The sequence below is a fragment of the Acidocella sp. genome (genome assembly GCF_035535915.1).
Taxonomy (GTDB): Bacteria; Pseudomonadota; Alphaproteobacteria; order Acetobacterales; family Acetobacteraceae; genus Acidocella.
Genome location: NZ_DATLPB010000009.1, coordinates 1 through 23,954 on the forward strand (window position 1 = coordinate 1; position 23,954 = coordinate 23,954).

At 64.4% G+C, this 23,954-nt stretch carries 25 protein-coding genes and 1 tRNA gene; 12 read left to right on the forward strand and 14 right to left on the reverse strand.

Features of this window, described 5'->3' with window-relative positions; translation table 11 throughout:
• Positions 1-480 (reverse strand): GNAT family N-acetyltransferase (locus VNC39_RS01135; protein ID WP_325395337.1); only part of this gene is annotated, 480 nt, incomplete at its 3' end.
• Complete coding sequence (locus VNC39_RS01140; protein WP_325395339.1) at positions 477-887, reverse strand: Fur family transcriptional regulator; 411 nt, start codon at positions 885-887, stop codon at positions 477-479. The genes VNC39_RS01140 and VNC39_RS01135, both read right to left, overlap by 4 nt.
• A gap of 94 nt (positions 888-981) precedes the next feature.
• On the opposite strand from VNC39_RS01140, the gene VNC39_RS01145 reads away from it, so the two are divergent.
• The 4 genes from VNC39_RS01145 to VNC39_RS01160 all read left to right on the forward strand — a co-directional run bounded on the left by VNC39_RS01145 (position 982) and on the right by VNC39_RS01160 (position 4,262).
• Positions 982-1,230 (forward strand): sulfurtransferase TusA family protein, encoded by a 249-nt coding sequence (locus VNC39_RS01145; protein WP_325395341.1) that lies wholly within the window; start codon positions 982-984, stop codon positions 1,228-1,230.
• Between the two features lie 197 nt (positions 1,231-1,427).
• Positions 1,428-2,456 (forward strand): acyltransferase family protein, encoded by a 1,029-nt coding sequence (locus tag VNC39_RS01150; protein ID WP_325395343.1) that lies wholly within the window; start codon positions 1,428-1,430, stop codon positions 2,454-2,456.
• Positions 2,457-2,621: 165 nt separating this feature from the next.
• A complete protein-coding gene (locus tag VNC39_RS01155) occupies positions 2,622-3,398 on the forward strand; it encodes an SDR family oxidoreductase (RefSeq protein WP_325395345.1) in 777 nt (258 codons plus the stop codon).
• A gap of 120 nt (positions 3,399-3,518) precedes the next feature.
• Positions 3,519-4,262, forward strand: coding sequence for a manganese catalase family protein (locus tag VNC39_RS01160; RefSeq protein ID WP_325395347.1), 744 nt, complete (start codon positions 3,519-3,521; stop codon positions 4,260-4,262).
• Between the two features lie 159 nt (positions 4,263-4,421).
• Here the strand turns inward: VNC39_RS01160 and xylB are convergent, their stop codons facing one another.
• The 7 genes from xylB to VNC39_RS01195 all read right to left on the reverse strand — a co-directional run bounded on the left by xylB (position 4,422) and on the right by VNC39_RS01195 (position 12,298).
• The gene (gene xylB, locus VNC39_RS01165) at positions 4,422-5,918 is read right to left on the reverse strand and encodes a xylulokinase (RefSeq protein ID WP_325395348.1); all 1,497 of its coding nucleotides are present in this window, start codon (positions 5,916-5,918) and stop codon (positions 4,422-4,424) included.
• 148 nt (positions 5,919-6,066) lie between these two features.
• Positions 6,067-6,837 (reverse strand): glutamate racemase, encoded by a 771-nt coding sequence (murI, locus tag VNC39_RS01170; protein WP_325395350.1) that lies wholly within the window; start codon positions 6,835-6,837, stop codon positions 6,067-6,069.
• 5 nt (positions 6,838-6,842) lie between these two features.
• On the reverse strand, positions 6,843-7,997 hold the full coding sequence (gene rodA / locus VNC39_RS01175) for a rod shape-determining protein RodA (protein WP_325395352.1): 1,155 nt from the start codon (positions 7,995-7,997) through the stop codon (positions 6,843-6,845).
• On the reverse strand, positions 7,994-9,862 hold the full coding sequence (gene mrdA / locus VNC39_RS01180; RefSeq protein WP_325395354.1) for a penicillin-binding protein 2: 1,869 nt from the start codon (positions 9,860-9,862) through the stop codon (positions 7,994-7,996). The genes rodA and mrdA overlap by 4 nt, the downstream gene beginning before the upstream one ends.
• A gap of 37 nt (positions 9,863-9,899) precedes the next feature.
• Positions 9,900-10,442: a rod shape-determining protein MreD gene (locus VNC39_RS01185; RefSeq protein ID WP_325395356.1), complete on the reverse strand. Its 543-nt coding sequence runs from the start codon at positions 10,440-10,442 to the stop codon at positions 9,900-9,902.
• 102 nt (positions 10,443-10,544) lie between these two features.
• Entirely contained in the window at positions 10,545-11,456 is a 912-nt protein-coding gene (mreC, locus tag VNC39_RS01190; RefSeq protein WP_325395358.1) for a rod shape-determining protein MreC, read from the reverse strand.
• A gap of 146 nt (positions 11,457-11,602) precedes the next feature.
• Positions 11,603-12,298: a YggS family pyridoxal phosphate-dependent enzyme gene (locus VNC39_RS01195; protein WP_325395360.1), complete on the reverse strand. Its 696-nt coding sequence runs from the start codon at positions 12,296-12,298 to the stop codon at positions 11,603-11,605.
• A 204-nt stretch (positions 12,299-12,502) separates the two neighbouring features.
• Between VNC39_RS01195 and VNC39_RS01200 the strand changes: the two genes are divergently transcribed.
• From VNC39_RS01200 to VNC39_RS01210, 3 genes are all read left to right on the forward strand, one after another.
• Complete coding sequence (locus VNC39_RS01200; protein WP_325395362.1) at positions 12,503-13,102, forward strand: thiamine phosphate synthase; 600 nt, start codon at positions 12,503-12,505, stop codon at positions 13,100-13,102.
• A 326-nt stretch (positions 13,103-13,428) separates the two neighbouring features.
• Positions 13,429-14,748, forward strand: coding sequence for a porin (locus tag VNC39_RS01205; protein ID WP_325395363.1), 1,320 nt, complete (start codon positions 13,429-13,431; stop codon positions 14,746-14,748).
• A 156-nt stretch (positions 14,749-14,904) separates the two neighbouring features.
• Entirely contained in the window at positions 14,905-15,438 is a 534-nt protein-coding gene (locus tag VNC39_RS01210; protein ID WP_325395365.1) for a DUF3576 domain-containing protein, read from the forward strand.
• 204 nt (positions 15,439-15,642) lie between these two features.
• On the opposite strand, the gene VNC39_RS01215 is transcribed toward VNC39_RS01210, so the two are convergent.
• Together VNC39_RS01215 and metZ are read right to left on the reverse strand one after the other, a co-directional pair.
• Positions 15,643-16,107, reverse strand: coding sequence for a hypothetical protein (locus tag VNC39_RS01215; protein ID WP_325395367.1), 465 nt, complete (start codon positions 16,105-16,107; stop codon positions 15,643-15,645).
• A gap of 205 nt (positions 16,108-16,312) precedes the next feature.
• Positions 16,313-17,500, reverse strand: coding sequence for an O-succinylhomoserine sulfhydrylase (gene metZ, locus VNC39_RS01220; RefSeq protein WP_325395369.1), 1,188 nt, complete (start codon positions 17,498-17,500; stop codon positions 16,313-16,315).
• Between the two features lie 242 nt (positions 17,501-17,742).
• On the opposite strand from metZ, the gene VNC39_RS01225 reads away from it, so the two are divergent.
• Positions 17,743-17,816: transfer RNA gene (locus VNC39_RS01225), tRNA-Gly, on the forward strand.
• Between the two features lie 256 nt (positions 17,817-18,072).
• On the opposite strand, the gene VNC39_RS01230 is transcribed toward VNC39_RS01225, so the two are convergent.
• Together VNC39_RS01230 and trxB are read right to left on the reverse strand one after the other, a co-directional pair.
• On the reverse strand, positions 18,073-18,969 hold the full coding sequence (locus VNC39_RS01230) for a LysR family transcriptional regulator (protein ID WP_408839972.1): 897 nt from the start codon (positions 18,967-18,969) through the stop codon (positions 18,073-18,075).
• Between the two features lie 11 nt (positions 18,970-18,980).
• Positions 18,981-19,949 (reverse strand): thioredoxin-disulfide reductase, encoded by a 969-nt coding sequence (gene trxB, locus VNC39_RS01235; RefSeq protein ID WP_325395373.1) that lies wholly within the window; start codon positions 19,947-19,949, stop codon positions 18,981-18,983.
• Between the two features lie 216 nt (positions 19,950-20,165).
• Here trxB and VNC39_RS01240 point away from each other — a divergent pair, with 216 nt between their 5' ends.
• Positions 20,166-20,657 (forward strand): Lrp/AsnC family transcriptional regulator, encoded by a 492-nt coding sequence (locus tag VNC39_RS01240; RefSeq protein WP_325395375.1) that lies wholly within the window; start codon positions 20,166-20,168, stop codon positions 20,655-20,657.
• The gene (locus VNC39_RS01245) at positions 20,650-21,573 is read left to right on the forward strand and encodes a cytochrome c oxidase assembly protein (protein WP_325395378.1); all 924 of its coding nucleotides are present in this window, start codon (positions 20,650-20,652) and stop codon (positions 21,571-21,573) included. The genes VNC39_RS01240 and VNC39_RS01245 overlap by 8 nt, the downstream gene beginning before the upstream one ends.
• A 214-nt stretch (positions 21,574-21,787) precedes the next feature.
• On the opposite strand, the gene VNC39_RS01250 is transcribed toward VNC39_RS01245, so the two are convergent.
• The gene (locus VNC39_RS01250; protein ID WP_325395380.1) at positions 21,788-22,165 is read right to left on the reverse strand and encodes a zinc-ribbon domain-containing protein; all 378 of its coding nucleotides are present in this window, start codon (positions 22,163-22,165) and stop codon (positions 21,788-21,790) included.
• A gap of 115 nt (positions 22,166-22,280) precedes the next feature.
• On the opposite strand from VNC39_RS01250, the gene VNC39_RS01255 reads away from it, so the two are divergent.
• Both VNC39_RS01255 and VNC39_RS01260 read left to right on the forward strand, forming a co-directional pair.
• Positions 22,281-22,961, forward strand: coding sequence for a cell division ATP-binding protein FtsE (locus VNC39_RS01255; RefSeq protein WP_325395382.1), 681 nt, complete (start codon positions 22,281-22,283; stop codon positions 22,959-22,961).
• Positions 22,954-23,841, forward strand: coding sequence for a cell division protein FtsX (locus VNC39_RS01260; protein WP_325395384.1), 888 nt, complete (start codon positions 22,954-22,956; stop codon positions 23,839-23,841). Before VNC39_RS01255 ends, VNC39_RS01260 begins: the two co-directional genes overlap by 8 nt.
• Positions 23,842-23,954 lie beyond the last annotated feature (113 nt).

Genomic DNA, 23,954 nt, shown 5'->3' on the forward strand with positions numbered 1-23,954 from the left:
GAACACATAGGCGGCGATGCCGCGCCAGAGCAGTTGCATGACCGAGCGCGAGCGATAGGCGGCAGCGGTGCAACTGCGGCCCAGCTCCAGCTTCACGCCGGGGAACCGGTCGAACACCGAAATGTCGTACTCATCGGCCGAATAGAACCGGCCCAACCTGGCCGCGGCATCCTGGCGGATCAGCCGGTAGGTCCCGACCACGCCGGCGGCGCCGTCGCCGAGATCGTGGTCCACCACCAGCAAATGATCCGCGACGGCGTCGAACGCATCGGCATCACGCCCGCGGGCAGACGTCGCCTCATCGGCCGCGGCGCCCAGCTCCTGATAGAATACGCGGTAACGCAGTTCCTGCGCGGCATCCAGTTCATCGGCGGTGACGGCGAGGCGGACGCCGAGATTGCCGGCGCGGAGTTCGGCAAAACCAGGCCCCGCGTTGCCCAGCTCAAAACGCGGAAGACCCGATATCAGGTTGGCAGTCATTCCGGGATCCGTCGGCCAAAAAGTTCAATCTTGATCACGTCTACATCAAATCCATGCTGCCGGGCGATGTCGCGGAGGTACACTTCCGCCTGCGGCGCCGCAAACTCCAGGACGGAGCCGGTGTCCTGATCGACCAGGTGGAAGTGGTTGCGCTCGCCGCTGGGCTCGTAGCGCGCGCGCCGGCTGCCCAGATCGCGCCGCGCCAGAATCCCCTTCGCCTCCAACAGCCGGACCGTGCGGTACACCGTCGCCAGGGAAATGCGCGGGTCGATCCGGTTGGCGCGACGGTGCAATTCATCAACGTCCGGATGATCAGTCGCCTCGGACAATACGCGGGCAATCGCCCGGCGCGGGCCTGTCATCTTCAGCCCGTTCTCTATGCACAGGCGCTCGATGCTTATATCCATCTTGAGCCTTGTGGCCCAAACTGTTTCTCCGGTCTAGCCTTCCGAGGGGCAATCGGCACGCCACGGGTGCTACCCCCGCCAAACAGAGGTTTGCATGTCGTCGTCTCCCTTGCCTGCCCATCATAAGGCCATCGACATCACGTCCGAGACCTGCCCGATGACTTACGTCCGCACCCGCCTGGCGCTGGACCAGATGGAAACAGGGCAGCTCCTGCTGGTGCGGCTGAAAGGGGTCGACCCGCTGGCCAACGTGCCCCGCGCCGCCGCCGACCAGGGCCACGACCCGCTGGACCTGATCGAACAGGCGGACGGCACGTGGCTGCTGGTGATTCAGAAGGGGTAGAATAAGCAAAGGAAAGTGCTTCTTTTTGTGAACAAAAAGAAGCAAAAAAACTTTGTTAACTTTGGGCCGTGCTGGTTTCGCTGCCCCCGGCCCAGCGTAACCCAAAATTTTTGCGCCGCTTTTTTCAAAAAGCGGCCACTTTCTTTGACCGGCCCCAGGTTCACGTTTACGTTGCGGCTATGAAACGGTTGCAACGCATGGATGGTCTGCGCGGCGTTCTGGCCGTGTATGTCATGGTCGCCCATGCGGTACCGTTCGCCGCCCTGCCGGCCTGGGCGGTGGCCCCGCTTACCCATGGCGGGGCAGCGGTGGATTTGTTCTTCGCGCTCAGCGGGCTGGTGATCGTCAATGCGCTGGAGCGGGCCGACGGGCGGTTTTACCCCTTCATGGCGGCCCGGGCGCGGCGGCTGCTGCCGGCTTACGCCTACGCCCTGATCGCCAGTTTTCTGCTCCTTCTCCTGGCCGGCAATCCGCTGGCGGCGATGCCCTGGGCGGGCCAGGCGGGGCAGGCGGTGATGGAACCGGGCCTGCCGCCGCTCTGGCCCTGGCATCTGGCCGCCCATGTGCTGCTTTTGCAGGGGCTGATTCCGCAAAGCCTGCTGCCTTATGCCTATATCACCCTGCTCGGCGCCTCCTGGAGCCTCTCCACCGAATGGCAATTCTATCTTCTGGTCGGCCTGCTGGTCCCGCGCCGGCTGGGGCGCTGCGCCCTGGCGCTGCTGGCGGTGGGCGCGGCCTATCACGCCCTGCCGCCGCTGCAGGCCGAGTTCAGCCGCGCCTTTCTGCCGGATGCCGCGCCCTGGTTCGCGCTCGGCCTCGCCAGCGCCGCCTGGCTGCGCGGCACCGATGCGGTGTCCTTCCCGCTCTGCCTGCTCGGCACCTGCCTGCTCGGCCTGGCCGAAGGGCCGGGCAAAATCCTGATCCCACTCGTCTGGGCAGCGATCATCCTCGCCCAGACCCATGAGTGGGGCGCCTTCCTCGAAGGAAGTGCGCTCAAATATCTCGGCGCGATCTCCTATCCGCTTTACCTCGTCAACGAACCGGTGCAGCGCGCCGTGGCGTTGCTGCTGACCCCCTGGGCCCGGATCGATGCCGGGCTGTTCACCGATCTATGGCTGCCGCTCGCTTTGCTCACGCCGATCGCCGTGGCAACCATCCTGCACCACGCCACCCGGCCATTCGCGCCGGCAAGTCCGCGAAAAGCGGCGATGGCCGTGCAGGGTTAAGCAAGGAAGGGCTTCTTTTTGTGAACAAAAAGAAGCAAAAAAACTTTATCATGCTGGGCCATGGGCTGTGGCAGCGACAACGCCCGTAGCCCAGCATAACAAAAGTTTTTGCGCCGCTTTTTTCAAAAAGCGGCCGCTTGCTTTTACGATAGAGGGCTCATCGGCATGCGTCTGAACGGAAAACATGCGGTCATCACGGGTGCGGGCGGCGGCATTGGCCGGGCTGCGGCCATCAAATGCGCCGCCGAAGGGGCCGCGGTGCTGTGCTGCGACATCCGGGCCGAGGCGGCGGCGGAAACCGCCGCGCGCATCGTCTCAGCCGGCGGCGTCGCCGCGCCGGCAGTGGGCGACCTGACGCAGGAGGCGGCGTGCGAGGCGGTGTTCGCCACGGGCGCCAAATTGTTCGGCGGCATCGACATCATTTTCAACAATGCCGGCGTTTGCCTGCCCGGCGATGACGGGCCCGTGGAAACCGATCTTGCGGTGTGGGATCGCACGATCGCCGCCAACCTCACTTCGGTGTTTCTCTGCTGCAAAGCCGGGCTCCCGCATTTGCAGGCGGCCGGCGGCGGCGTGATCATCAACAACGCTTCCATCGTCGCTCTGGTCGGCTCGGCCTTTCCGCAGATCGCCTACACTGCCGCCAAAGGCGGCGTGCTGGCGATGACGCGGGAACTCGCCATCATGTATGCGCGGCAGAACATCCGCGCCGTGGCGATCTGCCCCGGCCCGGTGGCGACTCCATTGGTCACCGCTTTCCTCGCCGACGAAGAAGCCTGGAAACTGCGCCGCCGTTACATGCCGATGGGACGGCTGGGCCAGCCCGAGGAAATCGCCAACCTCGTCGCGTTTCTTGCCTCCGATGAGGCGAGCTACATTACAGGTTCGTCGTACACAATTGATGGCGGCATCACCGCTTCCTATGTGATCGACGACCGCTAGCCACACGGCACCGGTTGCGGCGTCAACGCCGCAAAGCCGATGATGGCCCTCCCGGCCGTTGCGCCGGGCCATCCCTCTTATGCCGGCTGCGGTCGCAACCAAGAGAGAGAGGAAGCCACCATGTTTTATCATCGCAAGGAGCTTTTCAAACCGGTCAACGTGGGCACACCGGACCCGCAATTCGGACAATTCCTGCTCGAACAGTTCGGCGGCGCCACCGGCGAACTTACCGCGGCGTTGCAATATTGGGTGCAGTCCTTCCATGTCGAGGATGCCGGCTTGCGCGACATGCTGCAGGATATCGCCTTGGAGGAATTCAACCATCTCGAAATGGTCGGCCATCTGATCACGCAACATACCTCGAAGATCGACCAGACCAAGCTCCGCCAGGCGCCGCTTTTCGCCATGAAGGGCATCGGCCCGCATTTCGTCGACAGCCAGGGCTCGGCCTGGAGCGCGACCTACATCAATGAGGGCGGCAACGTGGTGCGCGACCTGCGCGCCAACATCGCCGCCGAAGCCGGCGCCCGCCAGACTTATGAGGCGCTGATCCACCACACCAAGGACGCCGGCACCATCGCGGCATTAACGCATCTACTGACCCGCGAGATCACCCATGCCAACATGTTCATGAAGGCTTTGGATTCATTGGGCAAACTCGATGACCCATTCTTCGGCACGATCCAGCCGGACGATACGGTGGAGGTCGTTTACAATCTCAGCCAGGGCGAAGATGCACGCGGCGCCTGGAACGAAGCACCGTTCAAATACGTCGCCAACCCCGACGCGACAGGCAAACTGCCAGCCCCGCCGATGAATCCCGACGACGAACATCGCCGCGGCGCCAAGGCGGCGCGGCACTGAACGGAAAAGCGAAAGCAAAGGAAGAAAGACTACTTTTTGTGAACAAAAAGTAGCAAAAAAACTTTGTTATGCTGGGCCTGAGGCTGTGTCGGCGCCAACGCCCATGGCCCGGCATAGAAGAAGTTTTTGCGCCGCTTTTTTCAAAAAGCGGCTACTTTCTTACTTTCCATGCAAGAGCGCATGCAGCCGGTGATTCAGCGGCGCCAGCGCCGCCTGGGCATCCTTGTAGATGCTGAATAAGTCTGAATAGAACGCGTGCCGTGCCGGGTCCGGCGCGGTGCTGTCCACCAGCCGCACGCAGGCCGCCACCGCTTCACGTGGAGAGGCGAAGACGCCGGTGCCGATGCCGGCCAGCAGCGCCGTGCCGAACGAAGCGTCTGCCGCCTCGGTGCGCTCGATGGTCAGGCCTGTAACATCGGCGATGATCTGCCGCCACACCGCGCTGCGGGCGCCGCCGCCGATCAGCCGGATGGCGCCGAATTCCAGCCCCAACGCGCGCGCCGCCTCAAGCAGGTCGCGGATGGAAAAAGCGATACCCTCATACAGCGCCCGGGCGAAATGCGCCTGGGAGTGGGAGATCGTCAGCCCGAGAAAATCGGCGCGCAGTTTCGGGTCCCAGTACGGCGCGCGCTCGCCTTGCAGATAAGGGTGGAAAAGCAACCCGTCCGCCCCCGGCTTCACCGTCGCTGCCAGCGCGTCCATCGCCTCGTACCCGCCTTGCGCGAACATCAGCTCACGCAGCCAACGATGCGCCGAAGCGCAGGAATTGGTGCCCGTGGCGGTGTAGAACATCCCGTCGATGATATGCGGATAGCACGAGACCGGCGGGTGCACGCGCGGCCCGTCCGTGGCCAGAAACAGCACGCCGGCGGTCGCGAGTTTCACCGCCCCCATGCCGGGCTCGACGGCGCCGACGCCGAAAAATTCCGCCGTGGTATCGTTGGAGCCGCAAACCACTTTGGTGCCTTCAGCCAGCCCGGTGCGCGCCGCCGCCGCTGCGGTAACACCACCCACCACGTCGGTCGGCTTCATGATACGCGGCAGGCGCGCAACGTCCCACCCGACGAGGGCGCTGAGTTCCGGTGACCAGGTCTTGACGCTGTCATCGGCCAGCAGCGCGCCGACCGCGTCGGAATAATCGGTTTCCCAGGTTCCGGTGAGGCAGTAGCGCAGATAATCCTTGGCCAGATACAAACGCCGCGCGCGGGAAAACACCACGGGCTCATGCGCGCGCAGCCAGGCCAGCATCGCCAGCGTCCAGGTCGGATTCACCTTGTTCAGCGAACTGTCGATGATTTTTGCACCCGCCACCGCGTGCAGGGTGGAAGCCTGGTCGGCGCTGCGCTGGTCGTTCCACATCATCGCCGGGCGCAGCACCGTGCCGGCCTCGTCGGTCAGCACCGGGATATGCGCACCCGCCGAAATGCCGATCCCGGTAATGTCCCGCCCGGTCAGCCCCGCCGCCGCCAGCGCCATCGGCACCGCGCCGCAAAGCGCCAGAAACCATTCCGCCGGGTCCTGCTCCGACCAGCCGAATTGCGGCATCTGGCTGGTCACCGGATGGCTCGCCTCGCCCTCCACCACGCCGGTGGCGCTGATGATCGTCGCCTTCAGGCTGCTGGCGCCGAGATCAATGCCCAAGAGATGAGAAGCCACGTTTTCATCCATCAGAAGAAGAGAGACAAGAAAGACTACTTTTTGTGAACAAAAAGTAGCAAAAAAACTTTATTTACTCTGGGCCATGGGCTGTGTCAGCGACAACGCCTCTGGCCCAGCATAAATAAAAGTTTTTGCGGCGCTTTTTTCAAAAAGCGCCCACTTCCTTAAACCCGAACCCGGCAAGGCTTTCGCGCATCGCGCCTGAAACCGGCTCCGCGCCGGTGAACCAGGCCGCATCCGGCCGCCTTGGCGTTGGCGGCAATGTCTCCGTTACGGCCAGAGTCTGCCGCGCCACCGGCAGCGCCGGATCGAACCAGGCAATCTCCGGGTAAGCGGCCTGAAACTCGTCGAGCAGGAACGTGTAGTGCGTGCAGCCCAGCGCCACCGCGTCGATGTTCTCGCCGCCCGGCCGGGTGAAGAGCGGCGCCATCGAAGCGAGCGGGTCCACCGCGCGGCCTGCGAATTTTTGTTCCGCCAGTTCGGCCAGAGCCGGCGTACCCAGCGTGTGCACCGTGCAGTCCGCCGCATAGGCCTGCACGAGATCGGCCAGGTAAGCGCGCCGCACCGTTGCCGCCGTCGCCAGCACGCCGATATGTTTACTCCGGCTCGCCGCCGCCGCAGGTTTGACCGGCGGCACGCAGCCGATGAAGGGACGCGCATGGGCCGCGCGCAGGCCCGCCAACGCGATGGTGCTGGCGGTGTTGCAGGCCACCACCACCGCATCCGGCGCGAACCGGCCGATGGCCGCGCCGATCAGGCGCAGAATATGCGCCAGCAATTCGGCATCCGGCTTCTCGCCATAAGGAAAGAACGCGTTATCCGCGAGATAGGTAATGCCCGCCTGCGGCTGCAGCCGCCTGATTTCCCGCACCACGCCGAGCCCGCCAATGCCGGAATCGAAGACCAGAAGATTCACCGGCGTCAAAGATCCCCGGTCGGGAATTCCACGTCACGATGCACATGCACCGACATCAGCACGCCAAAGCCCAGCATCACCGCGGTCAGCGCCGAGCCGCCATACGAGATCAGCGGCAGCGGCACGCCGCCCACCGGGATCAGCCCCATCACCATCGACAGATTGACGAAACAATAGAGGAAAAAATTCGCGGCGATGCCGAGCGCCAGCAGCCGCCCATATTGGTGCGAGCAACTGACCGCGGTGTAGAGCGCGAGGGCGACGATCGAAAACAGCAGCACCATCACCGCCGCCGAGCCGACAAAACCGAACTCCTCGGCGATGATGGTGAACACGAAATCCGTCTGTTTCTCGGGCAGGAAGTTCAACTGGTTCTGCGTGCCGTGCAGATAGCCCTGGCCGTTGAAGCCGCCGGAGCCCAGCGCGATCTTCGACTGGATGATGTTATAGCCGGCCCCCAGAGGGTCCGAACCGGGATTGAGAAAGGTAATGATCCGCGCCCGCTGGTAGTCGTGCAGATGATGATACAGGATGGGCGCTGCCGCCGCGATGACCACGAGAATCAGCGCGAACTTCCACCAGCGCACGCCCGCCCCGAGCATCACGGTGCAGCCGATCAGCCCGGTGATGACGGCGGTTCCGAGATTCGGCTCCTTCAGGATCAGCCCCACCGGGATCAGGACCACAAGCGCCGCAGGTAGCAGAAAAAATACGTTGCCGGCGCGCTCGTAACTGGCGCGGTGGAAATAGGCGGCAACCGCCATGGCCAGAAACAGCTTCATCAGCTCGCTCGGCTGGATCTCCATGCCGCCGACCGTCATCCAGCGTTTCGCACCCAGGCCGACATGGCCGAATTTCATCACCATCAGCAGCAGCAAAACACCGAACACATAAGCCGGCCAGGAGATCTTCGCGATCACCCGGATGTCGATCATCGCGATCACGAACATCAACACCAGGGCGCCGAAGAACCGGTACATCTGGCCGTTGGCATAGGGCTCGCCCGAGCCGCCGGCGGCGGAGTACAAAGCGGCGTAGCCCACGCCTGCGAGCAGGCAGACGCAGAACACAAACAGCCAGTTGATCGCGAAAAATTTCCGCATCAACCCGAAAGAACGGTCGTGAAAAGGCCGGCGCAGGGGCCCGTCGAGCGTGTTCATCCCGGCACATCCTCGTCAGAAATCTGCGTCCCGATCGGCGCATTGGTCCCGTTCGGATTCCGGGTGAGCGCATAGGTCATCAGGTCATGGGCGATCGGGGCCGCCGATTGCGCGCCCCAGAGCCCGTGCTCGACCACTACCGAAGCGGCATAACGCGGCGCATCGACCGGCGCGAAGGCAATGAACAGCGCATTCGGCCGCATCGCCCAGGGCATGTTGGCATCGTTATAATTTCTCACGGACTCGGCGGCATTGTCGTTATGTACCTGGGCGGTGCCGGTTTTGCCGGCCATCTGCACGCCCGGCAAAGTGAGCCGTGCGGCATAGGCGGTGCCGGCCGGGGTATTCACCACTTCGAACATCCCCTGCCGCACCACCTTGAGATGCTGTTCGTCGATGTCGAGCAGCACGCCCACGGCCGGCTCCGGGCTAAATTGTGGATCGTCACCGATGCGTTTGGTGATGTGCGGATTGACGACACGGCCGGTGGCGATGCGGGCCACCGCCGTCGCCATCGAGATCGGGGTGAGCGCGGTGTAACCCTGGCCGATGCCCTGCACCACCGTGTCCCCTTCGACCCAGTGGATTTTACGCGTCGCCGCCCAGTCATGGCTGGGCACCAGGCCGGTGGCGACCCCGGGCACATCCGTCTGCAGGGCCGTGCCAAGCCCGAGCCTGGTCGCCATGTCCGAAATCAGGTCGATCCCGGTGCGCAGCGCGGTCTTGTAGAAGAACACGTCGCAGCTCACCTGCAACGCCGTGGTCACGGTGATGTTGCCGTGGGCGGTATGATTGTCGCACCAGAAAACATGGTTGCCGAGCTTCAGGAACCCCGGGCAGTCCAGCACCGTATCCGCGGTCAGGGTCCCCGCTTTCAGCGCCGCCAGCGCCACGGTCGGCTTGAACGTCGAGCCCGGAGCGAACAGGCCCGAGGTCGCCTTGTTCTGCAGCGGACGCTGCGGGTCCGCCATCCATTGCCGCCACACGGCGTCCGGCACGCCCTTGTCGAACAGGCTGGGATCGAAGGACGGCGTGCTCGCCAGGGCGAGAATCTCGCCATTGGTCGCATCCAGCACCACGGCAGCGCCGGTATTGTCGCCAAACCGCTGCATCGCCAGCGCCTGCATCCCGGCATCGAGCGTCGTCGTCACGGTTTGCCCGGGCGTGCCGCTGTCGCTGTCCACCACGCGGACGACCTCGCCCCGCACGTTGGTTTCGCTCTGCACGAAGCCCGGCGTGCCGCGCAAAGCCAGATCGTTCACCAGCTCGACGCCGCTGCGGCCGATGCGCATGCCCGGCAGTGCCAGCGCTGGGTCGGCGCTGGCTTCGCGCCGGTTCGGCCGCGCCACATAGCCGATCGCGTGCGCCAAAGTCGGACCGGCCGGATAGAAGCGTGACGAGCCGACCTCGACGATCACGCCCGGCAGGTCCGGGGTGTTGACCTCGAGCGCGGCCATGTCCGGCCAATCGAGATAATCCTTCAGCACCACCGGTATATAGCCGGGCCGGTCGGCGAGATCGGTCTGGATGCGGGCTTTTTCCTCATCGGTCAGCGGCACGAGCCGCTCGAAATTCGCGAGCACCGCCTGCGGGTCCGGCGCCAACGCCGGCATGAAAGACGCGCGCCAATGCTGCTGGTTGCCGGCCAGAATGGCCCCGAACCGGTCGGTGATCAGACCGCGCCGCGGCGCGGTCAGGCGCTCGGAAATCGAGTTCTCCTTCGCCATCGTCGCGTATTTGCCGTGCTGCGCGACCTGCAAATTATAGAGCCGCGCGCCGATCGCCGCGAAAATGCCGAGCTGCGCGGTGCCGATCAGCAACGCGCGCCGGGTGAAGCCGGCTTTGTCCTTCGTCTCGCGCTTCATGGCCGCACCTGCCGCCGCCTCATCACGCCCGCCTTGCTCACGCCAGTTCCACCGCCGCCGGGCCACGATGGGCGCGGATGAAAATCCCCGCCACGGCGGGATAGAGACCGACCGAGAACAGCGCCTCGATCAGCATGGGCTGCGCCGGCAACATCCTCAGCGTCAACAGCGATTCCAGCAGCCAGGCCAAGGCCGAGACCGCCACGGCCAGACCACAAAACACCAGCCAGGTGAGGAAGAACGATTGCGACGCCAGCCGCCGCCGCACCGCCAGCACCACGCCTTGCAGCGCCAGCAGCAGCACCGCCCACAGCCCGAGCGGCGAAAGGCCGAGCAGGCCCAGCAACACACCGGCAAGCGCCACCACCGGCGCCGGCAGCGACGCCGGACGGTAAAGCGACCAGAAATAGACGCAGGCCAGCGTATAGACCGGCCACAACTCCGCCTGGCCGGGCAGGCCGAACGGCATGCCGATGACGAACAGTCCCAGGACCAGGCTGCCGATCGGGAACGTATAGCGCGCCGCGATGTCGAGTTGCCGCCAGAAGCCGGTCGGCCGCGTGATGGGACGGCGCGCCATCAGGAGCCGGAGCAGGATCGTTCGATCGCAATCATGCTCTCTCCTCGGTGGCGCGGACAGAGGCAGTGCGTCCAAGCCCTGTCGTTTCAGTCCTGGCCATGCTCAACTCCGGCGCTTATGCGTGCGCGAATGCTCATGCCCGGCACTCATATCCGCCTGACGCGGAACCGGCGTTAGCTGCGGCTGGGAGAGCGGATAGCTGAACAGGCGCAGCAGGCGCAGCGAGGCGAGGTCGGCGAGCGGCAGCACCTCCGGGTCGTTCGTCCCGTTATAATGCACCACGCCGACCGGCAGGCCGGGCGGAAACGCGCCGCCGACCGCGCTGGTCAGCACCATCGCGCCCTCCGCCGGGGGATGGCCCGGCGCCCAATAAATCAAATCCGGGTCGGCGCCATTGGTCCCGGCCATCATCGCCGGCTGGCCGGTCGGGCCGACCTGCACCGGCACACGGCTGTTCAGATCGGTGATCAGCAGCACCCGCGCCGCGCGGCCGCCCGCATCCACCACACGCCCGACCACGCCGCGCCCATCCATGGCGATGGCGCCCACCACGTTGCCAATGCCATCATCGCTCTCGGCGCTGCCTGGCAATTCGACCAGCACGGACCGCGCATACACACCGCCGAGATCGGCCACCACATTGCCGGTGAAAAAACGCGGCGTCGGCATCGGCGTGTAATGCAAGCTCGCCTTCAGCGCCGTGTTCTGCTCCTCAAGCGCCATGGCCACGCCCTGCCATTGCAGCAGCCGGGCATTCTCGGCACGCAGCCTGGCATTTTCAGCATCGAGGTCAAACAAATGTCCGACCATCCCGGTGCCGCTCTCGACCGCTTCGATCGGACCGTCGACCAGCTGGTAAGCCGGCGCCAGCAGATCGTCGAGCCCGATCTGCAGATGGTTGGAGAAATTCTGGTCAGCGCGTCCTATCAGCACCAAGCCAAGCGAAAACATCAGCATCACGGGAAGTGTGAGCCGCGACAACGCTTGCCGGAACGGGACCGATAACCTGATCACCGAAAACTCTCCACAGTGAAGGCTAAAAACCTTTCGAGGCCATACTCGGAAATAGCGCTCGCGCACAGGGAGAAAATTAAAAATTTCCGCCTGGGGATTAACTTTTTCTTATGGCCCGGCGATTTTTTCCCGCGCCATGGAGCCCGCTATGCCTCCGCCGGGCGCGGCCGGGCACCGAAAACGGCGGTTCCGACCCGCACATGCGTCGCCCCGGCCGCCACTGCCACCTCAAAATCACCCGACATGCCCATGGAACGCACGCTCAAGCCGTGCGTGTCAGCCAAACCAACCATGTGGTGGAAAAAAGGTAACGGGTCCCGCCCCGCGGGCGGGATACACATGAGCCCTTTCAAGGCCGTGCCGAAACGAAGCCGCGTGGCGCGGATGAAGGCGTCGGCATCCGCCGTGGCCACGCCGGCCTTTTGCGGCTCGTCGCCGATATTCACCTGGACCAGTAGTTCCGGCAGGCGCCCGGTTTTTTCCGCCGCGGCGGCGATGGCGTCGCTGAGCCGGGGCCGGTCGAGAGAGTCGATGCTGTCGGCCAGCCGCACCGCTTCCAACACCTTGTTGGTCTGCAGCCCGCCGATGATATGCAGCCGCGCGCCGGGAACGGGAAATTTCTGCGCCGCCTCCTGCACACGGTTTTCGCCGAACAAAACCTGCCCGGCGGCGCAGGCGGCGAGCACCGCATCGCGCGGCTGCGTCTTCGACACCGCGATCAGCGCGACCGAAGCCGGATCGCGCCCGGCACGCACGGCGGCGGCGGCGATGCGGGCACGGATGGCGGCGAGATTTTCCGCGATCATGGCCTCGCATGGCGGCATGTGAACAAGCGATTGCATGGCGCCATTGAGCCCCTGCGCGTGGCAATTTCAAGTCATCTCAGAAAGAGAGGAAGGCTTCTTTTTGTGAACAAAAAGAAGCAAAAAAACTTTCTTTACTCTGGGCCATGGGCGTTGGCACCGACACAGCCTCTGGCCCGGCGTAAACAAAAGTTTTTGCGCCGCTTTTTTCAAAAAGCGGCTGCTTCCTTTATCAGATCAACCATGGATCAAATTCTGTTCAGCTGGGCCCGGCGGGTGCGGCGCGGAAAATTGCCGCCTTTGTTCCTGTTCACCGACCCGGCGCGGATGGACGTTCTGGCGCTGGCGCGCACGCTGCCCCCCGGCCTGTGCGGCGTGGTGTTCCGGCATGACGCCGCGCCGGACCGCGCCGCCCTGGCGCGGCGGCTCAGCGCGATCTGCCGCGCCCGGCGCCTCGTCCTGGTCATCGCCGGCGACGCGAAGTTAGCACTCACGCTGCACGCCAGCCTGCATCTGCGCGGCGGCGCGCGGCCGGACCTGACGCGCCTGCCGCGCCACGCGCTGCGCACCGCCTCGGTGCATGATGCGCGTGAGTTGCGCCGCGCCCGCGATAACGCCGCAAACATCGTGTTTATTTCACCGGCGTTCCCGACGCGCAGCCACCCGGGCGCGGCAGCGCTCGGCGCGTATCGCTGGCGCCGGCTGGCACGCCGCGCCGCGCCGGCAAAAGCCTATGCGCTGGGGGGAGTAGACGGGACATCCGCCCGCCGGCTGGGCGCCCTCTGTGCCGGCGCCGGGGCTATTGATGCGTTTTTATCCTCGCACGGAATTGAACGTTTTTGATCCGTCCGAACGAAAACCGCCATCTATCCATTTGGTCTATATGGAAAGCGGATTTACATGGGATCGTTTCATGCTGCATTGCAACGTTGCTGCTTTTTCCGAGAGTTATCTCACGGCATTTAACAGTAATGTAATATACATGTGGCAACACCGCCACACCGACCATTAATTGCTGCAACGTTGCCATTCGGTCATTGCGTAACTGGGTCATCCGGGGTTTTAAGCGGCATCCGGGCTCTTCGGCACGCCGCCGGAACGCTCTGAGACAGGGTTGATTCCACCCTGAAACTGTTTTCCGCCGGGCGACCGGCTTCTTGGAGGATTGAATGCGCAAGTTACTGTTGGCCACTGCGGCCACCATGGGCGCGCTGCTCGTCACGGTTGGTGGCGCGCAGGCCCAGCCGGTCAAGCCGGTCGCCCCCGGCACCATCGCCGTCCACCTCAACGGTTATCTGCAGTTCGGCATTGGTTATTTCGGCTCCAGCGCCAATAACTTTGGCGGCTCGAAGCTGAACCCGTACAACACCATCGGTGACGCCCGCCTCTATTCCGGCTTTGACGCCCAGACGCTGAACGGCATCGATTACGGCGCGCAGATCGAAGTGCGTACCACCGCGTCCGACGCCGGCACCCGCGCCGGCCTGAACACCGGGACCTCCGGCACCGCCGGCACCACCTCGCTCTACGTCAAGCGCGCTTACGGCTATATCGGCACCCCGGAAGCCGGCTTCGTCCGCCTCGGCCAGACCGACAGCGCCTTCACCCTGCTGCAGACCGGTGTGATCGAAGGCTACGGCGACGGTGCGCAGTTCAACTCGGACGGCGGCATTTTCAACGCCATCCCCAGCAATGCCGAGCCCGGCACCTTCGTTTACGCGGACAGCTCGCACCTCTATTCGACCAACAAGGTCGTGTACCTGTCCCCGACCGTCGCCGGCTTCAGCATGGGCGTCGGCTTCGAGCCGAACTCCGACGGCCTGAAGGAAGGCACCGCCGCCTGCTCGACCGCCGCGTCTCTCAGCGGCGCCAACTCGGCTTGCGGCTCCATCGCCTCCTCGCCGAACACCAACGCCAACTTCCGTCGCAACACCATCGACGCCGCGCTGCTCTATGCCGGGACCTTTGGCGATTTCGCCACCAAGGCCAACCTCGGCATCCTGAACGCCGCGCCGATCGCGAACACCGCGGCTCCCGCCCCCACCGGCGCCAACCGCTTCAAGGGCATGACGGTCTACCAGGCCGGCGCGCAGACCAGCTTCGGCGGCCTGACCCTGGGCGCCAACGTGAAGTGGGGTTCGGTCACGAACGGCTACGGCTTCAAGATCGCTGGCGCGCGTAACGCGATCGACTACATCGTCGGCGGCACCTACACGGTCGGCCCCTGGGTTGCGGGCGTGAGCTTCATCGACGGCCAGAGCTCCGGCAACTGGAACATGACCAACCATGTTGGTCGCACCCTGGACGAATACGGCGTTGCCGCCGGTGGCAACTACGTGGTCGGCAAGGATCTGAGCCTGTACCTGCAGTACGAGTATGGCCATCGTCACCAGGCCGACTGGAACTTCAATGCGAATTCGGCGAGCGCTGCTGCCAGCGGCAACGCGCAGTTCCAGACGATCGCGACCGGCGCCACCTACAAGTGGTAATGGCGTAAACGCCCCGGGCAACCGGACCAGAAGAAGGGTGGCGGGCAACCGCCGCCCTTTTTCTTTTGGACCCACCATCACGGCGTTGCCGCGAACCCTTGGCGGCAACCCTCGCTGCGGCTAAACAGCCTGCAGTTTAGGGCTTGGAGAGAGAGCTTGCGGACTTTGAAGACGATCGCCGGCGCCGCCGGTTGCATTGCGATACTGGCCTTGAGCGGTTGCGGGACCACCCCCTCGGCCAACAGCAATATCTACAATCCGGAAACCGCGGACCTGCCCTCGCAGATGGGCCAGCCCAGCGACAGCGGCAGCCTGCTCACGTTCGGCCGCGGCGCCAACAATAACGGCAGCAGCGCGAGCCAGGTGCAGGTGAACGCCTATCTCTGGCGCGGCACGCTCGACACGCTGGCCTTCATGCCGCTGGTCTCGGCCGATCCGTTCGGCGGCGTGATCATCACCGACTGGTACGTGCCGCCGGCAACCCCGAATGAGCGCTTCAAGGTCAACGCCTATATCCTCAGCAAGCAGCTCACCGCCGGCGCCATCAAAGTGAGCGTGTTCCACCAGGTGCAGCAGGACGGCCAATGGGTCGACGCCCCGCCCGACCCGACGCTCGCCGGCGGCCTGGAAGACCGTATCCTGGTCCAGGCGGCGAACCTGCAGGCGGCGGCGCAGAACAACAGGCAGTAAGGTAAGGGAGCGCTACTTTTTGTGAACAAAAAGTAGCAAAAAAACTTTGTTATGCTGGGCCATGGGCGTTGTCCGCGACACAGCCCATGCCCTCCGGGGCTATTCCAACGGTGCTACGCACCGCCGGAACCTTCAGCCCCTCCGCCCAGCAGAGTGACAGTTTTTGCGCCGCTTTTTTCAAAAAGCGGCTTCTTTCTTCCTTTCCTAGCTGACGGCCACCACGACCACATGCTCGGCATCGGCTTCCCCCAGCGCCTGGTGCAGGGCGGCGATGGCGGCGAGCATTCTATCGCCCGCCTCGTCATCTTCTTCCTCGGTGAAATCCTCATAGGCATCGGCCAATTCGTCCGTGGAAAATTCCTCCGGGTTCAGCCGGCTCAAATATTTTTCCTGGTCGTCCAGGGTCAGGATGAACACCAAAGCTTCCGTCGCCTCGGCAATGTCGGCCACCGCCTCGTTCTCGCTGGTCTCGAGGTCGATGTCGTAATCATCCGCGAGGATCGGCAGCAGCGCCGAAAAAATCTCGCCATCCTCGTCGAAATCCGCCACCGAGCTGCCATTGGCGGCGAGGAAAGCCTGAAACGCCTGCGGATCCTCGTCCGCGGCAGCCGCCACCAGCTCGCTGAGATCGGCACGCTGCAAACGGGTGAAACTGGCAGTGACCGGCATCGCAAAGCTCCGTTTTCGGGGGAATTTGCGTCTGCATAACAAGGCCTCCGAGCCCTGCCAACCAAAGAAAGCGGCCGCTTTTTGAAAAAAGCGGCACCAAAAACTTTTGTTTACGCTGGGCCCGAGGCAGTGAAACCGCACGGGCCCAAAGTAAGCAAAGTTTTTTTGCTACTTTTTGTTCACAAAAAGTAGCGCTTGCCTTGCCTTAGCTGACCTGACCCAAAGCCTGGGCCAGGTCGTCGATCAAATCCTGGACATCCTCAAGCCCGACCGAGAGCCGCACGGTGCCGTCGGTGATGCCGAGCCTGGCCCGTTCCTCGGCGCCGATGCGCATATGCGTGGTCGTGGCCGGGTGCGTGGCAAGGGATTTCGTGTCGCCCAGATTGTTGGAAATCGTGATGATGCGGAACGCATTCATCATCGCGAATGCCGCCGCCTTGCCGCCCTTCAGCTCGAACGTCACAAGCGTGCCGCCGCCGGTCATCTGCGCCATCGCCAGTTCACGCTGCGGGTGCGAGGGCAGCGTCGGGTACAGGCTGCGCGCGATTTTCGGCGAGGTTTCCAGGAAGGCGGCGATGGTTTCGGCGGATTTCGACTGCGCGGCGACGCGCAGGCTCATCGTCTCCAGCCCTTTCAGGATCACCCAGGCGTTGAACGGCGAGAGCGACGGGCCGGTGTTGCGGAAGAAGGGCTGGAACACCTCCTCGATCCATTTCTTTGCGCCGAGCACGGCGCCGCCGAGCACGCGGCCCTGCCCGTCCATATGCTTGGTCGTGGAATAGACCACCACATCGGCCCCCAACTCGAACGGCTTTTGCAGCAGCGGCGTGGCGAACACATTGTCCACCACCACCAGCGCCCCGGCTTCATGTGCCAATTTGGCCACCGCACGCAGATCGACAATGTCCAGCATCGGGTTGGACGGGCTCTCCAGCAGCACCAGCGCTGCCGGGCGGCTCAAGGCCGCGCGCCAGGCGGCGAGATCGGCACCGTCCACGAATTCGGTGGCGATGCCGTATTGCGGCAGCAGCGTGCTGACAATCCAATGGCAGGAGCCGAACAGCGCCCGCGCCGCCACCACCCGGTCGCCCGCTTTCAGGCCGCACAACATCGCCGCCGTCACCGCCGCCATGCCGGTCGCCGTGCAGCGGCAGGCCTCCGCCCCCTCGATCGCCGCCAGCTTTTGCTCCAGCATGCTCACCGTCGGGTTGGCAAAGCGCGAATATTGGAAATGCTCGAGCTGGTTGGCGAACACCGCCTCGGCCATGTCGGCGCTCTCATACGCAAAGCCCGAGGTCAGGAAGAGCGCCTCGGCGTTTTCGTCGAAATTGGAACGAAGGCGCCCGGCATGGATCAGCTGGGTCGCGGGGCGAAGTTTGGCGGGATCGGACATGGCTTGGCTCTTTCGGGTCAACGAGACGCCCGGCCATGGAAAGATGCCGCCCGCACACGACCGGTAGCGCCGGTGTGTCAGGGCCGCAGCCTCTTTAGCGCGCTTATTTTGCTCCCGGCGCCCGCCCTAAAAAAGGACCCGCGCCGGCCTCGCCGCAATCCGGCCGGACAAATCACGAGGTTCAAAACCGCTATCGCGCCCGGCTTGCGCGGTCAATGCCGCCGGACTATGCAGAGGGCAGCGCGGGTATGATGTAATGGTAGCCTGCTAGCTTCCCAAGCTCGATGCGCGGGTTCGATTCCCGCTACCCGCTCCAACTCCCCCTTGGCCGCATAAAAAAACCCGCCAGCCTCAGGGCCGACGGGTCAAGTCAACAGGGAGGCTTCACGTCTGGGAGACGTTGGGACAAAGTCCCAATCCGGTCCCTCAGGACCGGATGATGTCCGGCTCGCACCGGACATGTTGTATATAGGCCACAATCAAAAATTTTTAAGTGTTAAAACAGTAATGTTGCCGGCGCCCCGGCAACGCTCGGTAACGCCCTGCCGGCAACGCCGCCGAATCCTTGGGGATTACGGCTTGAAGCTGTTACGCTCCGAAATGCTGTTCACGAGAAAGTCACGGAACACCGACACGCGCTTGCTGTTCCGGAGCTCCTCCGGATAGACGAAGTACATATCGACGTTCGGCTTCTTCACGTCCGGCAGGATCGGCACCAGCCCGGTCTGGTCCTGCACCAGGTAATCCGGCACGGCGCCGATGCCGAGGCCGGAGCGGATGCAGATCAGCATCGCCTGCAGCGAGTTCACTTCCATCAGCCCGCGGCGCGGGGTGCCGTCCTTGCGGCCGACTTCGGCCAGCCAGTTCACATCGGTTACCGGCGGCTTGCGGTCGCCGAACAGGATGAGCTGGTGTTGGTCGAGATCCTCGGCGGTCTGCGGCGTGCCATGGGCCTTGAGATAGTCCGGCGAGGCCCAGATCTGGCTGCGGATCTCGCCCAGATGGCGCTGCACCAGGTCGGGCTGGCGCGGCGGATGCATGCGGATCGCCACATCCGCCTCGCGCATCGCAAGGTCGAGCTCGCTGTCATCCAGCAGCAGCGACAGGGTCACGTCCGGATGCATGGACAAGAACTGCTTCAGCCGCGGCGCCAGCCAGGTGACGCCAAAACTATGCGTCGTGGTCACCTTCAGCCGCCCGGCCGGCTTCTCCTTGCTTTCCGCCAGCAGCGCCTCGGTCATCGCCAGCTTGGCGAAGACGTCGCGCACGGTGCGGTTCAGCGCCTCGCCTTGTTCGGTGAGGATCAGCCCGCGCGCATGGCGATGGAAGAGCGGCACCGACAGCGCCTCCTCCAGCGCGGAAATCTGCCGCGATACCGCCGACTGGCTGAGATTGAGCGTGTCTCCCGCATGAGTGAAGCTGCCCGCCTCCGCGACCGCGTGGAAGACCCGCAGCTTATCCCAATCCATTTTCTGACTTGTCATTCTGATGCCTCGCTGACCTGTAGCGGGATGTTGCTCAAGAACCGCTCCGCCTCGAGCGCCGCCATGCACCCGGTGCCGGCGGCCGTCACGGCTTGACGGTAGATCTTGTCCTGAACGTCGCCCGCTGCAAACACGCCAGGAATGGAGGTTTCGGTGGTGCCGGGCCGGGTGACGATATAGTTTTCCTCATCCGTCACGAGCTGGCCGGCAAAAACGCTGGTGGTCGGCGAGTGGCCGATGGCGATGAACACGCCGTCCACCGGCAGTTCCTGCGTCGCCCCGGTTTTCACATCCTTCAGCCGCACCGCGCTGACCACGGAAGGCGTGCCCGCCCCGAGAATTTCCTCCACCCGGTGGTCCCAGATCACGGAAATCTTGTCATTGGCAAACAGCCGGTCCTGCAGGATCCGCTCCGCCCGCAGACGGTCGCGGCGATGCACCAAGGTCACGTGGCTGGCATGATGGGTGAGATAAAGCGCCTCTTCCACCGCGGTGTTGCCGCCGCCGATCACCGCCACGCGCTTGCCCCGATAGAAGAACCCGTCACAGGTGGCGCAGGCGGAAACCCCGGCGCCCTGATAAGCCTGCTCGGACGGCAGGCCGAGCCAGCGGGCCTGCGCGCCGGTGGCGATGATCACCGCGTCAGCCGCGAATTCCAGCCCGCCATCGGTCCAGGCCCGGAACGGGCGGGCGGAAAAATCGACCTTGGTGACGATGTCGTAAAGGATTTCCGTGCCGACATGCTCGGCCTGCTTGGCCATCTGCTCCATCAGCCAGGGACCCTGGATGGTCTCGGCAAAACCGGGATAATTTTCCACGTCGGTGGTGATCATGAGCTGACCGCCCGGCTGCAACCCGGCGATCATGACCGGCGCGAGATTTGCCCGAGCCGCATAAATGGCGGCCGTATATCCCGCCGGCCCCGCCCCGATGATCAATACCCGGGTCTGTCTTGCCTCAGCCATGCTCGTCTTCATCCGCTGCAATCGATATCCGGGCTAATATCCGTTCGCACGACGCCGTTACAAGCTGTTAAGTCAGAATATCCGCCCATGCATCGCCACTTTAGCGCGCATAACGATCCGCTTGCTAGCTTGGGTTGTTGTCCCGGCCACCTATGGGCAAATCGCAATGTCGAAATTATATTGCGCAATACAACATATCTATCGTCAGGACTAATCATGCAGCGTGAGTCAGACCCCATCAATCTCGACGAGATCGATCGCCGGATCATCTCGGAACTTCAGGGCGATGGCCGTATGACCAATGTGGAACTTGCCCGGCGCGCCGGGATTTCGCCGCCGCCCTGCCTGCGGCGGGTGCGCCGCCTCGAGGAGGCAGGCTACATCCAGGGCTACCATGCCCAAACCGACGGCCAGAAACTCGGCTGGCAGATTTCCTTTTTCGTGATCGTCGGGCTGGAAAGCCAGAAACAGGCAGTGCTGGACGGCTTCGAGTCGCTGGTCGCCTCCTGGCCGGAAGTGCGCGAATGCCACATGATCCGCGGCGGGGGCGATTTCCTGCTCCGGCTGGTGGCGCGCGACGCCGCTCACGAGAACCAATTGACCGCCAAACTGACCGGCGCCGCGCATGTGGCCAAAGTACAGACCTTGCAGACAATCCGCACCAGCCGGGCGCTTTCCGGCGTGCCGATGGAAAAATCCTATGGCTGAAGCCTTGATCCTGCTGGCCGCGATCGCCGTCGATCTCGCCTGCAGGGTCGTCCCTGCCCAGCTGCCCTATCTGTTCCCTTTCATTTTCAACGCGCCGGTCTTTCTCGGCTGCTGGCTGACCTTGCTCTGGTATCTGCGCGGCCTATCCCGCACCGCGCCGCCGCACCGGCCGGGCCCGGTGCGGCGCGGGTTCTTCCTGGCCGGGCTGACCGGCATCTATTTCGTGCTGCAGACCCATTTCGAATACATGGCGCAGCATATGTTCTTCCTGAACCGCATCCAGGCAGTGACGCTGGGCATGGTGGCGCCCTTTTGCATCGCCATCGGCTGGATGCCGGATGTGCTGCGGCGCGGCGCGCCTTCCTGGCTCAGCCGCGCGTGCGGTGCCCTCGCGGCAACGCGCGCGGCGAGATTTTTCTCGCACCTCATCCCGGCGATGGCGGTGTTTCTGGTCACCACCGATTTCTGGCTCATTCCTGCGGTGCATTTCGCCGCGATGATCAATCCGACCCTGTACGCGGCGATGAATCTCTCCTGCCTCGCCGGCGGCCTGTTGTTCTGGCTGGTGGTGCTGGACCCGCGCCCCAAGCCGCCGGCCCGTTTTTCGTATCTCGCGCGCGGTGCCGCCGGCTTCCTGGTGATGTTCCCGCAGATCGCCATCAGCTCCTACATCGCCTTGACCTCGCGGGACCTGTATTCCTTCTACACGCTCTGCGGCCGGCTCTTCCCCAATATCAGCCCAGCTTACGACCAGATGCTGGGCGGGCTGATCCAGTGGATTCCACCGGGCATGATGAACACCGCAGCCCTGATCATCGGGCTGAACGCCCTGCGCCTGGCCGACCAGAAAGCCGAGCAGGATTTCGTGCCGCCGCCCGGGGCGAAAGTGTACGACGCGAAGTGGACGGGGCGGTAGAAACAAAAAACAGAGAAGTAAGCGCTACTTTTTGTGAACAAAAAGTAGCAAAAAAACTTTGTTATGCTGGGCGGAGGGGCTGAAGGTTCCGGCGGTGCGTAGCACCGTTGGAATAGCCCCGGAGGGCATGGGCGTTGGCGCTGTCGCAGCCCTGGCCCAGCGTAAAAGAAGTTTTTTGCGCCGCTTTTTTTCAAAAAAGCGGCCACTTGCTTTCCTAGAAGCTGCGATACGCGAAGAACGCGACGACGATGACGATCAGCGCCACCAGCAGCAGGATCCGCCAGCGCGGGCTGCGCCCGCTCTGGGCGGGCCGGCGCAACTGGGATTCAACCCCGATGCCACGGCGGCGCTCGCCACCCTCCACCAGGTCGCCGCGCGCATCGCGCTTGGTCAGGAATTGCAGGTTTCCTGTGGTAACGCGCTCGGGTTTCACAATTTCCGGCGCCTCCGGTGATTCAGGCTCCATCGGCGCCGGCTCGGCCTCCTGCCGCCATTCATGGCCGCACCGATCGCAGCGCAGACGCCTGCCGGCCGCCAGGGCCGTATCCGGGATCTCATATTCAGTGGAGCAGCGGGGACATGTTAGACGCATGGCAATGACCCGAATGACAGTTTTGGCCTCGCCGCGCAATAACTTCGCACAAGCCCGTCTTGCCGCATGCCGCCTTGGCACGGCAGATTGAAACGCGGATAAGGCTTGGGACTCAATGGTCAGGTTCGAAGATGTTTGGCTGCGCTACCGGCACCTGGCCTCACGGAACACCGTGGAGACCACGGTGCTGCGCGGCGTCAATTTCGAGATTCCCGATGGCGGCTTTTGCTGGCTCACCGGCCCGTCCGGCGCCGGCAAAACCAGCCTGTTGAAGCTGATCTATCTGGCCGAACATCCCAGCCGCGGCCGGATCGACATACTGGGCACGCATGCGGCGCGAATCTCCCGGCAGGATGCCGCCCTGCTGCGGCGCCGGATCGGCGTGGTCTACCAGGATTTCCGCTTGCTCGGCCATCTGTCCGCCTATGACAATGTGGCGCTGCCGCTGCGCCTGGCGCGGCGCAGCGAGGCGCATATCCGGGCCGACGTGGCGGAAATCCTGCGCTGGGTGGGCCTGTCCGGCCGGCTCGAAGCGCGGCCTGACGAATTGTCCGGCGGTGAGCAGCAGCGCGTCGCCATCGCCCGCGCGGTGGTCGGCCGGCCGAAATTGCTGGTCGCCGACGAGCCCACCGGCAACCTCGACGACGCGCAGGCAGACCGGCTGATGATGCTGATCACGGCCCTCAACCAGCTCGGAACCACCGTGATCATCGCCACCCATAATACCGGCCTCGTCGAGCGCTACCCCGCGTCGCGGCTGGAAATGGCCAATGGCGAACTGGTTTCCTATGAGTAAGCGCACGGACCTTCTCGGCCTCGGCACGGGGCTGACCGACTGGCTGCTGCCGGTGCTCGTGGCGGCGATGAGTTTTCTCGCCGCCCTGGCCCTGGCCGGCACGCTGGCCAGCGCGACGCTGGCGGCGCAATGGCGCCAGGATACGGCGCGCGCGCTGACCGTGCAGGTAACCGACCCGCAGGCGCCGGATGCGGCGCACACGCAGAGCCGGGCCCAGGCGGTGCTGGCGGCTTTGTCATCCACCCAAGGCATCGCCGGCGCCAGGCTGATGAGCACCGAACAGCTGAACAAGCTGCTCGTTCCCTGGCTTGGCGCCGATGCCGCGCAACTGGCGCTGCCCGTGCCGGCGGTGATCACCGCCACCTGGCAAAGCGCGGACAACACCGCGGCGCTGACGGCGTCCTTGCAGAAAATCGCCCCCGGGACGCTGGTCAGCACCGGCTCGGCCTGGGCCGCGCGGGTGGCCGCGCTCACGGCCAGTGTGCAGACCAGCGCCGCCGCGGTGCTGGTGATCGTGGCCCTGGTCGCGGCCGCGGTGGTGGCGGTGGCCACCCGGGCCGGCCTCGCGCAACGGCGTGACGCGATCGAGATCATTCACGGGCTCGGCGCCCTCGATGCCGATATCGCCGGCCGCTTCGCCGCCCGCGCCATGATGCTGACCGTCATCGGCGCCCTGATCGGCGGCGCGCTGGCCCTGCCGGTGCTGATCTGGCTGGCGGCGCTGGCCGCCCCCTTTTCCGGTTTGGCGCCACAAGGCCTCGTCCCCGGCCTGCCCCCGGCTTTATGGCTGTCCTTGCCCTTGCTGCCGCTCGCCGCCGCGGCGATCGGCTGGTGCACCGCGCAGCTCACCGTGCATGGCTGGCTCAGGCGGCTCGCCTGATGGCGCGCCGCCCGCTTCATCGCCGCCGCCCGTTTTCCGGCCTCCTGCGCCAGACCGCCTGGCTGGTCTCGCTGCTCTGCGCCGTCTGGCTGGGCGGCTTCGCCCTCTATCTC

What these genes read in the sequence shown, in the direction of transcription:
- VNC39_RS01140 (WP_325395339.1), bottom strand. Translation starts at nt 887, where the DNA reads ATGGATATAAGCATCGAGCGCCTGTGCATAGAGAACGGGCTGAAGATG.
- VNC39_RS01200 (WP_325395362.1), top strand. Translation starts at nt 12,503, where the DNA reads ATGGATCAAATTCTGTTCAGCTGGGCCCGGCGGGTGCGGCGCGGAAAA.
- VNC39_RS01185 (WP_325395356.1), bottom strand. Translation starts at nt 10,442, where the DNA reads ATGGCGCGCCGTCCCATCACGCGGCCGACCGGCTTCTGGCGGCAACTC.
- VNC39_RS01250 (WP_325395380.1), bottom strand. Translation starts at nt 22,165, where the DNA reads ATGCGTCTAACATGTCCCCGCTGCTCCACTGAATATGAGATCCCGGAT.
- VNC39_RS01150 (WP_325395343.1), top strand. Translation starts at nt 1,428, where the DNA reads ATGGATGGTCTGCGCGGCGTTCTGGCCGTGTATGTCATGGTCGCCCAT.
- VNC39_RS01240 (WP_325395375.1), top strand. Translation starts at nt 20,166, where the DNA reads ATGCAGCGTGAGTCAGACCCCATCAATCTCGACGAGATCGATCGCCGG.
- VNC39_RS01230 (WP_408839972.1), bottom strand. Translation starts at nt 18,969, where the DNA reads ATGGATTGGGATAAGCTGCGGGTCTTCCACGCGGTCGCGGAGGCGGGC.
- rodA (WP_325395352.1), bottom strand. Translation starts at nt 7,997, where the DNA reads ATGAACACGCTCGACGGGCCCCTGCGCCGGCCTTTTCACGACCGTTCT.
- VNC39_RS01215 (WP_325395367.1), bottom strand. Translation starts at nt 16,107, where the DNA reads ATGCCGGTCACTGCCAGTTTCACCCGTTTGCAGCGTGCCGATCTCAGC.
- VNC39_RS01160 (WP_325395347.1), top strand. Translation starts at nt 3,519, where the DNA reads ATGTTTTATCATCGCAAGGAGCTTTTCAAACCGGTCAACGTGGGCACA.
- VNC39_RS01260 (WP_325395384.1), top strand. Translation starts at nt 22,954, where the DNA reads ATGAGTAAGCGCACGGACCTTCTCGGCCTCGGCACGGGGCTGACCGAC.
- trxB (WP_325395373.1), bottom strand. Translation starts at nt 19,949, where the DNA reads ATGGCTGAGGCAAGACAGACCCGGGTATTGATCATCGGGGCGGGGCCG.
- VNC39_RS01155 (WP_325395345.1), top strand. Translation starts at nt 2,622, where the DNA reads ATGCGTCTGAACGGAAAACATGCGGTCATCACGGGTGCGGGCGGCGGC.
- VNC39_RS01195 (WP_325395360.1), bottom strand. Translation starts at nt 12,298, where the DNA reads ATGCAATCGCTTGTTCACATGCCGCCATGCGAGGCCATGATCGCGGAA.
- VNC39_RS01255 (WP_325395382.1), top strand. Translation starts at nt 22,281, where the DNA reads ATGGTCAGGTTCGAAGATGTTTGGCTGCGCTACCGGCACCTGGCCTCA.
- VNC39_RS01245 (WP_325395378.1), top strand. Translation starts at nt 20,650, where the DNA reads ATGGCTGAAGCCTTGATCCTGCTGGCCGCGATCGCCGTCGATCTCGCC.
- mrdA (WP_325395354.1), bottom strand. Translation starts at nt 9,862, where the DNA reads ATGAAGCGCGAGACGAAGGACAAAGCCGGCTTCACCCGGCGCGCGTTG.
- VNC39_RS01145 (WP_325395341.1), top strand. Translation starts at nt 982, where the DNA reads ATGTCGTCGTCTCCCTTGCCTGCCCATCATAAGGCCATCGACATCACG.
- metZ (WP_325395369.1), bottom strand. Translation starts at nt 17,500, where the DNA reads ATGTCCGATCCCGCCAAACTTCGCCCCGCGACCCAGCTGATCCATGCC.
- VNC39_RS01205 (WP_325395363.1), top strand. Translation starts at nt 13,429, where the DNA reads ATGCGCAAGTTACTGTTGGCCACTGCGGCCACCATGGGCGCGCTGCTC.